This window comes from Pseudomonas sp. B392_1p (assembly GCF_052245235.1).
GTDB classification, from domain to species: Bacteria; Pseudomonadota; Gammaproteobacteria; order Pseudomonadales; family Pseudomonadaceae; genus Serpens; species Serpens gallinarum.
In genome coordinates this window covers 148,790-160,978 of record NZ_JBQPXM010000002.1, presented here as the reverse complement: position 1 = coordinate 160,978, position 12,189 = coordinate 148,790, and the positions used below count along the sequence as shown (strand labels likewise).

Below are 12,189 nucleotides of genomic sequence, written 5' to 3'. Positions count from 1 at the left end.
TTTTAGGATTTCTTGATGTCACATCGAATTGTTGTTGTAGGTGGCGGAGCCGGCGGTCTGGAGCTGGTTACCCGGTTGGGCCGCTCCTTGGGTAAAAAGGGCAAGGCCCGGATCACGCTGGTAGATGCAAACCTCACGCATATCTGGAAGCCGCTGTTACACGAAGTGGCAACAGGTTCGCTGAACAGTACCGATAACGAGCTGAATTACGTAGCCCAGGCTAAGTGGAACCATTTCGAGTTCCAGATCGGCCGGCTGTGCGGCCTGGACCGCCAGGCCCGGCAAATCGAACTGGCAGCCACGCTGGACGAGCAGGGTCAGGTTCTGGTTCCCGCCCGTACTCTGGCCTACGATACCCTGGTGTTGGCAGTGGGCAGTGTCTCGAATGATTTCGGCACGCCAGGCGCCGCGCAGCACTGCATTTTTCTCGACAGTCCTCAGCAGGCGTTGCGTTTTCATCGCCAACTGCTCAGCCATTATCTGAGTGCCCATGCCGGCCAGCGGGACAGCGGGCAGGTGGATGTCGCCATTGTCGGCGCGGGTGCGACGGGCGTGGAGTTGGCGGCCGAGCTGCACAACGCGGCGGCGCAACTGGCGGCCTATGGCCTGACCGGCATCCAGCCGCAGAACATGCGCATCAACCTGATCGAGGCCGGACCCCGTGTCTTGCCGGCGCTGCCCGAGCGCATCGGCACGGCGGTACGCAGCCAGCTGGAAAAGCTCGGCGTAAGCGTGCATACCGGGGTTGCGGTCAGGGAGGTGACCGCCGATGGCATGGTGACCGCCGATGGTCAGCTGATTCCGGCCAGTCTCAAGGTCTGGGCGGCCGGTATTCGGGCGGCGGATTTTCTGCACGAGCTGGATGGCCTGGAAAACAACCGCATCAATCAACTGGTGGTACGCACCACCCTGCAAACCACGCGCGACGACAACGTGTTTGCCTTCGGCGACTGTGCGGCGTGCCCGATGGGAGACGGAAAAAATGTGCCGCCCCGTGCGCAATCAGCCCATCAACAGGCCTCGATGCTGGTGACGGCGATGAAAAGCCGTCTGGAGGGCAAGCCTTTGCCTGAGTTCAGCTACCGGGATTACGGCTCGCTGGTTTCGCTGTCGAAGTACACCGCCGTTGGCAACCTGATGGGCAGCGTCATGCGTGGCAGCATCAAGGTCGAAGGCTGGTTGGCACGGATGTTTTATATCTCGCTGTACCGCATGCACCAGGTGGCGCTGTATGGCGTGATACGCACGGGGTTATTAGTGCTGACCGACCGTATCGGCCGACGCTTGAACCCCCGTATGAAGTTGCATTGATGGTCAGGGTCGTCAGGGCTGCGCGATTTGTTGCATCAGCGCCTGCAGCCTGGTGAAGCAAGCGAGAGGCTTGGAGGCGGGCCAGTAAGCGCCGCCTCGTTGCACATCACGCTTCGGTCTTAGTCAATCCTCGCGCCTTTTTCGATCCAGTCGCCAAGCAAGTCGCGTTCTTCCTGGGTCATTTGCGTCAGGTTGCCCAGCGGCATGACCTGGGTTGCAACGGCCTGCGCATAAATTTTTTCGCTCATCTGCTGGATCTGTTCAGGGGTGTCGAACATGGCGCCCAGCGGCGCACTGGTGAAGATCGGGCTGCTGGGGGTGGCCGAGTGGCATTCCAGACAACGGTCCTCGATGATCTGCTGCACCAAGGCGAGTTCACGGGCAGTTTCCAACGGCGCAACGGGCTCGGTGGGTTCAGCGGGCAGTTCAGGCTCGGTTACCGGCGTCTCTGGCAGGTATTCATCCTGCACGGTAGCCGATGTCTGGGAGGATTCAGCCGTCTTTGCAGGCTCGCGGGTGCTCGTGGGCGCCGGCGTTTGCGTTGCCACGGGCTGGGTTGGGCGAGGGGCGATAGTCGGTGCACTGACGTAGGCCAGGCAGACCATGCCCAGCGCGGCGGCCGGCAAGGCCCAGGCGAACGTCTGGCTGGCGTGGCGGGTATTGAAATAATGACGCACCAGCACGCCAAACGCGGCGATGGCGGCGAGGATCAGCCAGTTGTACGGGGTGCCGTAGGTGCTCGGGAAGTGGTTGCTGATCATGGTGAACAGCACCGGTAGGGTGAAATAATTGTTGTGTCGCGAGCGCAGCAGCCCCTTGGCCGGCAAGGCCGGGTCGGGTTCGCGGCCTTCCTGGATGGCCGCGACCAAGGCACGCTGGGCCGGGATGATGACGCGAAAGACGTTGCCGACCATCAGGGTGCCAATCAAGGCGCCGACGTGAATATAGGCGGCGCGGCCGCTGAACAGCTGGGCATAGCCCCAGGCGGCGTACACCAGCAGAACGAAGAGCACCAGGCCCAGTAAGGCGGGCCTTTTGCCCAGCGCAGAGTCGCACAGCGATTCGTAGATGATCCAACCGGCCAACAACGAGCCTAGGCCGATGCCCACAGCCACGGCAGGATGCAGCGCACTACCTGGCGCAATGAGGTAGTACGTGGGGTTGAGGTAGTACACGAGAGTCAGCAAGGCCACGCCGGACAGCCAGGTGGAATACGCCTCCCACTTAAACCAGTGGAGTTTTTCCGGCATCTGCGGCGGGGCCAGCTGGTATTTTTCCAGGTGGTAGATGCCGCCACCGTGGATCGCCCAAAGATCCCCCGACAGCCCTTCGCGCGGGTTGCCGCGCTCCAAGTTGTTCTCCAGCCAGACGAAATAGAACGAGGCGCCGATCCAGGCGATGCCGACGATCATGTGTATCCAGCGAATACTCAGGTTCAGCCATTCGGTCAGGTGTGCTTCCACGGGTATTCCTCACGCCAGTCGGCTGGCGGGCAGTGATCAGGGGTAAGTGAGTAGAAGCTGTTCTTCCTCGGCAAAGACGTGCTCGTCGCAGTTGTTGCCAGCACCACTGCGGTCGATGACCAGAAAATCGTCCTCGGCCTCGATGCACAGCACCGGGTGGTGCCACACGCCGCGGTGATAGTTCACGCCCTGACGGCCATTGCTGATAAAGGCGCGCACCGCGGCGCTGTCCGGGCTTTCCGCTGGCGGAGCGACGACGATCAGAAAGTGCTTTTCGCGCAACGGCATGAAGGCCTGGCTGCCCAGCGGATGGCGTTCCAGTTGGGTGATGGTCAACGGGCGCGGCAGCGCGGTGGCGCGGAAGATGCTAATGATCGCCTCATCCTCCGGCTGTGCGGTTTGCACAGTGGCAAGCCGGTGGTAGCGGCGCGTTGAGCCGTTGTTGATCAGGAAGAACTCACTGCCGTCGGCTTCGATCACCTCACCAAAGAGGGCGAAGGCGGCTTTGGTCAGCGGCTCGAGGGTCAGGGTGCGCATGGGACTTCCAATCGTGCTGTAGAGCCTGTTGGCTGGCGATCCAGATCTGATCGCCAGCCCGCTGGCTCCTTCAAGATTTATAGAGATTGCCTGGCCAAGGTGCCGAACAGCCGCAGGCGACTCACGCCGCCGTCCGGAAAGATGTTCAGGCGCACGTGGGTGATCGGGCCAAGGTCCTTGATCTGCTCGATGAACGTATGTTCCTGATGCATGGCCAACGTCTGGCTGGGCAGCAGTTCGCGCCAGAACAGGCTCTGGGTTTCGATCTGGCTGTCGGTGCCGCCTTTCACGTAGGCGGCCTGGATGGAGCAGCTGTCCGGGTAGTTGCCCTTGAAGTGCAGGGTGTCGACGACGATGCGCTCGATCTGGCCGGGATGGCCGAGGGCGATAATCACCCAGTCGTTGCCGGGAGTACGGCGCCGGGCGGTTTCCCAGCCGTCGCCCATGTTCTCGCCGCGACCGGGATTGAGCAGATTGCTGATGCTGCCGTAATGCTCGTCGGAACAGGCCAGGGCCCGCCCGCCATTGAGTGCGGCAGCCAGGTCGAGGGATTCCTCGCTGCTGACCGTGGCCCAGTCGCGGTACGGGATGCCGTGCACGCGCAGGCGCGCCACGCCGCCATCCGGGTAGATATTGAATCGCAGGTGCGACACCGGCTGGGTGTAATCAAGCGCGTGGTAGTGGTGGCTGTTGCCCTGTAGGGCGACGGCTGGCAGCACCTCTGTCCAGGCGGTGCTGTCATCCGGATCGCCTTCGGCCAGAAAGCAGGCTTCCAGCGAGGCGGATGGCGGGTAGTTGCCGGTGAAGTAGCGGGTGTCGATATCCACGCCCTTCAGTACACCGGGTACGCCGAGGCGGATCACCGCATGGTCGTAGCCTTCGAACCGCTTGCGGCGCGATTCCCAGCCGTCCATCCACTTGCCGTTGTCGTCGAACACGCCTTCTTTCCACACCGGCTCGCCGGGCTGGAGCATGCGATCGGCGGCGGCGAACCAGTCGTCGGTGACCGAGAGGATCCTGCTGCCGAGGCGGGCGTCGGCCAGGTTGACGTATTTCTCGAAAGGCGCGGCGTAGGTTTTCATGGAAAGTCCTTCCTTGAGGGTCAGAGGGCGTCGAGGCGAAACAGGGCGATCCGGTTGATTTCCGCCAGGGCACGGGCGAACTCTTGCTCGGGCGTGTTGCGCAGGCGTTCTTCAAACGCGGCGAGAATTTGCTGCCGGGTGCTGCCCTTTACCGCCATGATGAACACGAAGCCGAACCGTGCCCTGTAGGCCTCGTTGAGGGCGGTGAAGCGGGCAAATTCTGCCGGGGTGCACGCCTGAATGCCGGCGCCGGCTTGCTCTGATGTCGAGGCAACGGTCAACTCGCCGCGCACAGCAGCCTTGCCGGCCAGATCCGGGTGGGCGTTGATCAGGGTCAGTTGGCGCTCATGGTCGACATTCAGCACAACGGTCGCCATGCGCGCATGCAGATGCTCGATGTGATCGTCGGCAGCAAAGATGCCTTGCTCGAATACGTGCTCCGCCACCCACGGCGAGTGTTCGTAAACCTCGGCGAAGGCCTGCACGAAGCCGGCGCGATCCAGGGCCGAGGGCGTGAGCGTGGCAAAGAGGGTCATTGCCCGGCTCCCGTCAGCGGGTGGATGGCGTGCCAATGGCGGGCGATGTCTACGCGACGGGCGAACCAGACTTTGTCGTGGCTTTTTGCGTAGTCGATGAAGCGGCGCAGCGCGGCCAGACGTGCCGGGCGACCCAGCAGCCGGCAGTGCATGCCGATGCTGAGCATCTTTGGCGCGCCGGCCGCGCCTTCGGCGTAGAGCACATCGAAGGCGTCTTTCAGGTAGGTGAAAAAGTCATCACCGCTGTTAAAGCCCTGTGCCTGGGTGAAGCGCATGTCATTGGTGTCCAAGGTGTAGGGAATCACCAGGTGCGGTTTTTCCGGCGTGGACTGCGGGTCCCAGTAGGGCAGGTCGTCATCGTAGGTGTCCGAGTCGTAGAGGAAACCGCCGTCCTCGCGCACCAGGCGCCGGGTATTCGGCCCGGTGCGCCCGGTGTACCAGCCCAGCGGGCGCTGGCCGGTCAGTTCGGTAAGAATGGCGAGGGCCTTGTCCATGTGTTCGCGCTCTTCGGCTTCGTCCATGTGCTGGTAGTCGATCCAACGATAGCCGTGGCTGCAGATTTCGTGGTCGTCGGCGACCATCGCTCGAATGACGTCCGGGTTGCGCTGGGCCGCCATCGCCACGGCGAACACGGTCAGCGGAATTTGCTGTTCGCGAAACAGCGCAAGCAAACGCCAGACACCGGCCCGGCTGCCGTATTCATACAGCGACTCCATGCTCATGTGCCGCACGCCGGGCAGGGGCTGAGCTGCAACCATCTCTGAAAGAAAGGCCTCGGATTCCGTGTCGCCATGCAGAATGCAGCGCTCGCCGCCTTCCTCGTAATTGAGCACAAAGGACAGCGCGATATTCGCCTCGCCCGGCCAGTGCGGATGGGGCGGATGGTTGGCGTAGCCGATCAGGTCTCTGGGGTAGTCGGGGCGCACGGAGGGTTTCCTGTTGAACGTTCGGTCTCCTACAGCGTAGGGCAGCCCGGCGAATAGGAACGGTAGTGAGCATTCGTTAAAACCGTGCTCATAGGCATCTGTAGGGGCGATTCGCCTGGCACCGAGTGTTCCCTCATCAGCATGGATTCGACGAACTACAGGGGTGGGAGCTCTGGATGGCTGTGTCAGCGGCGGTGTGGTCTGAAGGTCCTGAACCCAGGCGAATGAATTCGCCCCTACCGGAGCGCAGGCTGCGCCATTTATGCCACGAGGCAAGGTCGGGTGAAACTGCCACGCAAGGCAGAAGTGGTGGGGTGGCCCCGTCCGCATGACTAAACCGTGACTTCATCTGTAGGAGCGCAGGCCGCGCCATTTATGCCGCGAGGCAAGGCCGGATGAAACTGCCACGCAAGGCAGCAACGGTGGGTAATCCCGTCCGCATGATTAAACCGTGACTTCATCTGTAGGGGCGAATTTATTCGCCTGGCACCGAGTGTTCCCTCATCAGCGTGGATTCGACGAACTACACGGGTGGGAGCTCTAGATGGCTGTGTCAGGGGCGGTGTGGTCTGAAGTCCTGCGCCAGGCGAATGAATTCGCCCCTACCGGAGCGCAGGCCGCGCCATTTATGCCGCGAGGCAAGGTCGGGTGTAACCGCCACGCAAGGCAGCAACGGTGGGTGGCCCCGTCCGCATGACTAAACTTTGACTTCATCTGTAGGGGCGAATTTATTCGCCTGGCACCGAGTGTCCCCTCAACAACGGGGATTCGACGAACTACACGGGTGGGAGCTCTAGATGGTTGTGTCAGCGGCGGTGTGATCTGAAGGGCCTGCGCCAGGCGAATGAATTCGCCCCTACCGGAGCGCAGACCGCGCCATTTATGCCGCGAGGCAAGGCCGGGTGAAACTGCCACGCAAGGCAGCAGTGGTGGGTGGCCCCGTCCGCATGACTAAACCGTGACTTCACCTGTAGGGGCAAATTTATTCGCCTGGCACGGAGTGTTCCCTCATCAGCATGGATCGACGAACTACACGAGTCGGGTGCTCTTGATGGCTGTGTCAGCGGCGGTGTGGTCTGAAAGTCCTGCGCCAGGCGAATAAATTCGCCCCTACCGGAGCGCAGGCTGCGCCATTTATGCCGCGAGGCAAGGTCTCGCAAGGCAGCAACGGTGGGTAATCCCGTCCGCATGAAGCCGTGACTTCATCTGTAGGGGCGAATTTATTCGCCTGGCACCGAACGTCCCCTCAACAGCGGGGGTTCGACGAACTACAGGGGTGGGAGCTCTTGATGGCTGTGTCATCGACGGTGTGGTCTGAAGGTCCTGCGCCAGGCGAATGAATTCGCCCCTACCGGAGCGCAGGCCGCGCTATTTATGCCGCGAGGCAAGGTCGGGTGACGCTGCCACGCAAGGCAGCAGTGGTGGGGTTGCAGGCGAATGATTTCACGCCTACCGGAACGCACCTACCCTATATTCAGGCTCGCCGCGAGCCGCGACTTGTCCACACACAGCCCAAAAGCTGCTCGGGCTGGATTCATTCAACAACGGAGAGGGCATCATGGGACGTTTGACCACCCATGTGCTGGACACCACCCATGGTTGTCCGGGCAGAGGGATTAACGTGGAGTTGTACCGACTTGAGAATGGGCAGCTCTCGCTGATAGCCGGTGCGCAGACCAACGAGGACGGCCGCTGCAATGCGCCGTTGCTGGAGGGCGAGGGCTATCGCAGCGGGGTTTACCAGTTGCACTTTCATGCCGGCGACTACTTCCGTGCCCGCGGCTTTGGCCTGGGCGAGCCGCCTTTTTTCGATGTCGTCGTGCTGCGCTTCGGTATCGACGGCGCGCAGGATCACTACCATGTGCCGCTGCTGATTTCGCCGTACAGCTATTCGACTTATCGCGGCAGCTAGGTGATCGTCGTTTTCACCTGGCCCCACCCGGTGGATCGCCACCCAGTGGATCGATGAAGCGCGATCCATCCTACGGTTAGCACCGCCACTGCACGTCAATTCACCAGACGCGCCATGCCCATTGTCAGGGAGACCATGCCAATCCCCACCAAGACGAAGCCCGGCAGCAGGTCAAGCAATCGCGACAATCCCAGAGAGCCGGCAATTCGTCTGGCGATCAGACTGTAGGCGATCAGAATGGTGATATCGATGGCCGCCCAGATCAGCAACAGCGCGAGGGCTTGGGGCGCGAAGGGGGCTGAGGGCTGGATGAAGCCGGGAAGAAAAGCCAGAAAGAACAGGATGTCCTTGGGGTTGGATAACCCCACGCCCATCGCTTTCCAGAAGCTATGGGCATTGCGGGTGCGCACTTCGCGTTGTTCAGAGTTGCTGCCCAGGGTCTTGAGACCCAGCAACGTGAGATAAAAGCCCCCCAGCACCTGTCCCCAATTAAGTACTGAAGGGCTGAAGTCCAGGGCCAGGTAAATGGCTATCAGGGCCGCGACCAACAGCAGTTGTGCAGATAGCACGCCGCCGGCAATGGTCCACGCGGGCCAGGCCCGTCTGCCTTCGGCCAGGACCAGCGCGATAACCGGGCCGGGCGATGCGATCAGCACCGCCACAGCCGCTGCGAACGAGAGATACGCAGCAATCACAAGGCAGTGACCAGGTCGAATACGCGGGATTGCTTGCCGAGCTTGGCGGTATAGAAGCGCTGATTGCTGATGGCGAAGGCTCGCTGGATCCAGCGATCAGTACCGTCGAACCGGGCGGTGAAGGGGCTGCGCGCATGGGCCGTTTTACGGTTATCGATGATCAGCATGTCCCGCGCTTTGAGCAGCACCGGCTGTGCGACATCCCAGGCAATCGTCCGGAGTTTGTCCAGCTGCGCCTGACCCCGAGCACTGCTGGCCACCATGAAATAAGGATCGAAGCGGAACATGGGTGCTGATCTGTCGCCATACAGGACCGTCTGTTCCTGGCCCACATCGATCCGGCAGTTTTTCTCGGTATGGCTGTAGTCGGACAGGAAGTTGTACGGCTCGGTAAAGAAGAAGGAAATATCATCATCGGTCAGGTGGGGCAGAATCCTGTCGATCGATGTGATGTAGGTCACGGCTTCCTTGAGCGGGTCCTGCCGAAGGCAGAGCAGAACCAGGTGTTCAGGCTGAACCGCATGGAAGGCATTTTCCGTGTGCAGGTCCAGTTCAGTGTCATAGCTGTCGGAAGTGGCCGACTTCGACTGGCTTTGATGGGGAAAGAAATTATTGATCAGATCGCCATTGGATTCCTGGGTGTATCCGATGGGTTCGCCCAGCAGTGAAGTCGTTTGTAGCAGCAGCTTTTCACTGGTGATGTCGCGCTTTAACAGCTGATTTCGGCTGATGGGCGTCGAGGGGATCTGGCCGATGCGCAAATTTTCAAAATGCAAAAAACCATTTTTATTGCCGAAAATTCTGAACATCACGATCTGGGCAATCTGTTTTTGATTCAGGCCACCCTTGGTGACTGCTTCGGCCAACAGGTGTTCGATGATTTCCGACATCTTGTTTTCCTTCCTGGGGTGATTATTCCGAGGCGCGAAAAAGGCCTGTGTGCATTGATTGCGAAAAATCATGGTGGTGTGGGCAGACCTGGAAGCAAAACAGAAAAACATGCTATGAAGGATGACTATTACTCATGATAAGGATGGCTGTTCGCCGTGCGCTTACCCCCTCTTTATGCGTTGCGCGCCTTTGAAGTCGCTGCGCGCCATGGCTCTTTCACTCAGGCCGCCAAATCGCTGTGCATCACGCAAAGCGCGGTCAGCCGCCACGTCAAGACGCTTGAGGAGCACCTGGGCTGCACGCTTTTCGAGCGCAAAGGACCCCGGCTGTCATTGACCGATGCCGGGCAGTTGCTGGCCCAGGAATTGGAGCGGGGGTTCGCCACCATCGAGCACGCCTGCAGCGCCATCTTTTGTCAGAAAGGCGTACTCCGTCTCAAAGCGCCTTCAACGCTGACCATGCGCTGGTTGTTGCATGCCTTGGAAGAATTTCAGGGCAAAGAACAGGGCCCGCGGGTGCAATTGACCAGTGCCTGGATGGACGTGGATTTTGTCGACTTTCGTACCGAGCCGTTCGACTGCGCCGTGTTGCTGAGCCGAGGCAATTTCCCGGCGCAGTGGAACAGCATCAAGCTGTTTGACGAATGGCTGGTGCCCGTTTGCTCACCGGAGCTGTTGGGCAAGCCCACCTGGCCTCTCGACAAGCTGGCGGCCAACAAGCTGATCCATCCCTCGCGGGACTGCCGGGACTGGCGGCGCTGGTTGGAGCGACAGGGGCTGCAGGATGCTGTTGCGTGGCGAGAGGGCAAGCGTTTCGACACCCTCGAACTGGGAATTTCGGCCGCCGCGCAAGGGTTCGGCGTATCCATCGGCGATCTCGCCCTGGTTGAAAAGGAGCTGCGCAAGGGCACCTTGACCGTACCGTTCAAGACTGCCGTCAGGTCCGGAGACAGCTATTTTCTGGTCTGGCCGCAGAACGGCGCCAAGCACAGGATGCTGGCCTCCATGCAGGAATTTCTGCTCGAGCATCTGCCGGTTATTCAGAGACGGGATCTGACGTTTCTGGAGTGAGCGCAAGGGCCAACAAGCCGCGCCGAGTAATTAGGCGTCGGCTTGCACATGCCCGGTAGGGACGTTATTGATCCACAAGCATCTCGAAGCCGCCATAGATCATGCGCTGCCCATCGAACGGCATCGGATTCTGATCGGGCTGCACACGTGGGTCGGCCATGACTTTCTGCATGCCGCTGTCACGCACCTGTCGCGAAGGCCAGATGATCCAGGAAACCACCACGGTTTCATCGGGCTTGCACTTCACCGCCATGGGGAATGAAGTGACCTTTCCTTCCGGCACATCATCGCCCCAGCACTCGACCAGCTTTATGGCGCCATGCTCCTTGAACACAGCGGCGGCGGATTCTGCGTGTTGTCTGTACGCTTCCTTGTTAGCAGTTGGCACGGCAACGACAAACCCATCGACATAAGACATTTCAGTTCTCCTCTGGCTGTGGAGCCTTGATTGCTGCGGGACATGCAGCTTAGGTCGATGCCTGCGCTTGGCGCAAAGCGCAGCCGGGATGGCTTGGCAGACCGTTGAACTGTTACGCCCCTTTGGTTGAGGGCAAAAGGATCGTCAGCAAGCCGAGCAGCGGCAGGTAGGAGCATATTTTGTACACCTGCTCGATGCCCTGGATGTCCGCCAGGTAACCCAGCAAGGCACCGCCAATACCGCCAAAGCCGAACATGAGGCCGAAGAACACGCCGGCGATCATGCCCACGTTGCCCGGGACCAGCTCCTGGGCGAAAACCACGATGGCAGAAAACGCCGAGGCGAGGATAAAGCCGATGATCATGCTCAGCACGCCCGTCCAGAACAGGTCGACGTAGGGCAATGCCAGGGTGAAGGGCGCGACGCCGAGGATGGAGAACCAGATGACTGTCCTGCGGCCGATCTTGTCGCCGATCGGGCCACCCAGGAACGTGCCTGCGGCGACGGCGCCAAGGAATAGGAACAGATGCACTTGTGAGCTGGCAACCGAGAGGTCGAATTTCTCCATCAGGTAAAAGGTGAAATAGCTGGTAATGCTGGTCATGTAGAAATATTTCGAAAAAACCAGCAGTGCCAGCACCGCCAGGGCAAAGGTCACGCGCCTGCGGGACAGTCCGTGGGTGGCTTGGCTACCCTGCTTGAGCGTGAACAGGCTCAGATGGTTGCGGTACCAGCGGCTCAGGCCATACAGCACACCAATGGCAAATACCGCGAACAGGCCGAACCAGGCGACGTTGCCCTGACCGTACGGAATGACGATGGCCGCCGCCAGCAGCGGGCCGAAGGCGCTGCCGGCATTGCCACCGACCTGGAAGGTCGATTGCGCCAAGCCGTAGCGACCGCCCGAGGCCAGGCGCGCGACGCGTGAGGTTTCCGGGTGGAAGGTTGACGAGCCGATGCCCACGAGCGCCGACGCGATGAGGATCGCCGAAAAACTGCCGACGAAGGCCAGCATGAAGATGCCGAGCAGGGTGCAGACCATGCCGGCCGGCAGTAGCCAGGGCTTGGGATGGCGGTCGGTGTAGTAGCCGACCCAGGGCTGCAGCAGCGAGGCGGTGAGCTGGTAGGTCAGGGTGATCATGCCGACTTGAGTGAACGTCAGGCCGTAATTGGCCTTGAGCATGGGGTAAATCGCCGGTATCACGGCCTGGATCAGATCGTTGACCAGGTGCGCCAACGCGCAGGCACCAATCACGCGCATGACCAAGGGACTGGCTTGGCGGGCAGTCGAAGCGATGGCTGAGGGCGAATGGGTAGAGCTGATAGACATGACTGACATCCCGGGCAG

At 60.8% G+C, this 12,189-nt stretch carries 12 protein-coding genes; 3 read left to right on the top strand and 9 right to left on the bottom strand.

What is annotated here, in order from left to right:
* Positions 1-15: 15 nt before the first annotated feature.
* Positions 16-1,311, top strand: a complete 1,296-nt coding sequence (locus tag ACTV8E_RS03050; RefSeq protein WP_443198437.1) for an NAD(P)/FAD-dependent oxidoreductase — start codon at positions 16-18, stop codon at positions 1,309-1,311.
* A gap of 119 nt (positions 1,312-1,430) precedes the next feature.
* Here ACTV8E_RS03050 and ACTV8E_RS03045 read toward each other — a convergent pair whose 3' ends face one another.
* The 5 genes from ACTV8E_RS03045 to puuE form a co-directional block, all read right to left on the bottom strand.
* The gene (locus ACTV8E_RS03045) at positions 1,431-2,774 is read right to left on the bottom strand and encodes a urate hydroxylase PuuD (RefSeq protein WP_443198436.1); all 1,344 of its coding nucleotides are present in this window, start codon (positions 2,772-2,774) and stop codon (positions 1,431-1,433) included.
* A gap of 36 nt (positions 2,775-2,810) precedes the next feature.
* Positions 2,811-3,311, bottom strand: a complete 501-nt coding sequence (locus ACTV8E_RS03040; RefSeq protein ID WP_273537452.1) for an ureidoglycolate lyase — start codon at positions 3,309-3,311, stop codon at positions 2,811-2,813.
* Positions 3,312-3,388: 77 nt separating this feature from the next.
* Positions 3,389-4,393, bottom strand: a complete 1,005-nt coding sequence (gene alc, locus ACTV8E_RS03035; protein WP_443198435.1) for an allantoicase — start codon at positions 4,391-4,393, stop codon at positions 3,389-3,391.
* 20 nt (positions 4,394-4,413) lie between these two features.
* Complete coding sequence (gene uraD, locus ACTV8E_RS03030) at positions 4,414-4,929, bottom strand: 2-oxo-4-hydroxy-4-carboxy-5-ureidoimidazoline decarboxylase (protein WP_443198434.1); 516 nt, start codon at positions 4,927-4,929, stop codon at positions 4,414-4,416.
* The gene (puuE, locus tag ACTV8E_RS03025; protein ID WP_443198433.1) at positions 4,926-5,855 is read right to left on the bottom strand and encodes an allantoinase PuuE; all 930 of its coding nucleotides are present in this window, start codon (positions 5,853-5,855) and stop codon (positions 4,926-4,928) included. The genes uraD and puuE overlap by 4 nt, the downstream gene beginning before the upstream one ends.
* Positions 5,856-7,413: 1,558 nt before the next feature.
* Here puuE and uraH point away from each other — a divergent pair.
* On the top strand, positions 7,414-7,767 hold the full coding sequence (uraH, locus tag ACTV8E_RS03020) for a hydroxyisourate hydrolase (protein ID WP_443198432.1): 354 nt from the start codon (positions 7,414-7,416) through the stop codon (positions 7,765-7,767).
* A 95-nt stretch (positions 7,768-7,862) separates the two neighbouring features.
* Here the strand turns inward: uraH and ACTV8E_RS03015 are convergent, their stop codons facing one another.
* Complete coding sequence (locus ACTV8E_RS03015) at positions 7,863-8,462, bottom strand: LysE family translocator (protein ID WP_273537441.1); 600 nt, start codon at positions 8,460-8,462, stop codon at positions 7,863-7,865.
* Positions 8,459-9,352: a TauD/TfdA family dioxygenase gene (locus ACTV8E_RS03010; RefSeq protein WP_273537600.1), complete on the bottom strand. Its 894-nt coding sequence runs from the start codon at positions 9,350-9,352 to the stop codon at positions 8,459-8,461. Before ACTV8E_RS03010 ends, ACTV8E_RS03015 begins: the two co-directional genes overlap by 4 nt.
* Before the next feature lie 147 nt (positions 9,353-9,499).
* Here ACTV8E_RS03010 and ACTV8E_RS03005 point away from each other — a divergent pair, with 147 nt between their 5' ends.
* A complete protein-coding gene (locus ACTV8E_RS03005; protein ID WP_273537599.1) occupies positions 9,500-10,423 on the top strand; it encodes a LysR substrate-binding domain-containing protein in 924 nt (307 codons plus the stop codon).
* Positions 10,424-10,487: 64 nt separating this feature from the next.
* Here ACTV8E_RS03005 and ACTV8E_RS03000 read toward each other — a convergent pair whose 3' ends face one another.
* Positions 10,488-10,841, bottom strand: a complete 354-nt coding sequence (locus ACTV8E_RS03000; protein ID WP_443198431.1) for a DUF1428 domain-containing protein — start codon at positions 10,839-10,841, stop codon at positions 10,488-10,490.
* Positions 10,842-10,953: 112 nt separating this feature from the next.
* The gene (locus ACTV8E_RS02995; protein ID WP_443198430.1) at positions 10,954-12,171 is read right to left on the bottom strand and encodes an MFS transporter; all 1,218 of its coding nucleotides are present in this window, start codon (positions 12,169-12,171) and stop codon (positions 10,954-10,956) included.
* Positions 12,172-12,189: the final 18 nt, after the last annotated feature.

Excerpts from the sequence above, each read along its gene's own strand:
- ACTV8E_RS03050 (WP_443198437.1), top strand. The coding sequence starts at position 16 with ATGTCACATCGAATTGTTGTTGTAGGTGGCGGAGCCGGCGGTCTGGAG.
- ACTV8E_RS03040 (WP_273537452.1), bottom strand. The coding sequence starts at position 3,311 with ATGCGCACCCTGACCCTCGAGCCGCTGACCAAAGCCGCCTTCGCCCTC.
- alc (WP_443198435.1), bottom strand. The coding sequence starts at position 4,393 with ATGAAAACCTACGCCGCGCCTTTCGAGAAATACGTCAACCTGGCCGAC.
- uraD (WP_443198434.1), bottom strand. The coding sequence starts at position 4,929 with ATGACCCTCTTTGCCACGCTCACGCCCTCGGCCCTGGATCGCGCCGGC.
- uraH (WP_443198432.1), top strand. The coding sequence starts at position 7,414 with ATGGGACGTTTGACCACCCATGTGCTGGACACCACCCATGGTTGTCCG.
- ACTV8E_RS03010 (WP_273537600.1), bottom strand. The coding sequence starts at position 9,352 with ATGTCGGAAATCATCGAACACCTGTTGGCCGAAGCAGTCACCAAGGGT.
- ACTV8E_RS03000 (WP_443198431.1), bottom strand. The coding sequence starts at position 10,841 with ATGTCTTATGTCGATGGGTTTGTCGTTGCCGTGCCAACTGCTAACAAG.
- ACTV8E_RS02995 (WP_443198430.1), bottom strand. The coding sequence starts at position 12,171 with ATGTCTATCAGCTCTACCCATTCGCCCTCAGCCATCGCTTCGACTGCC.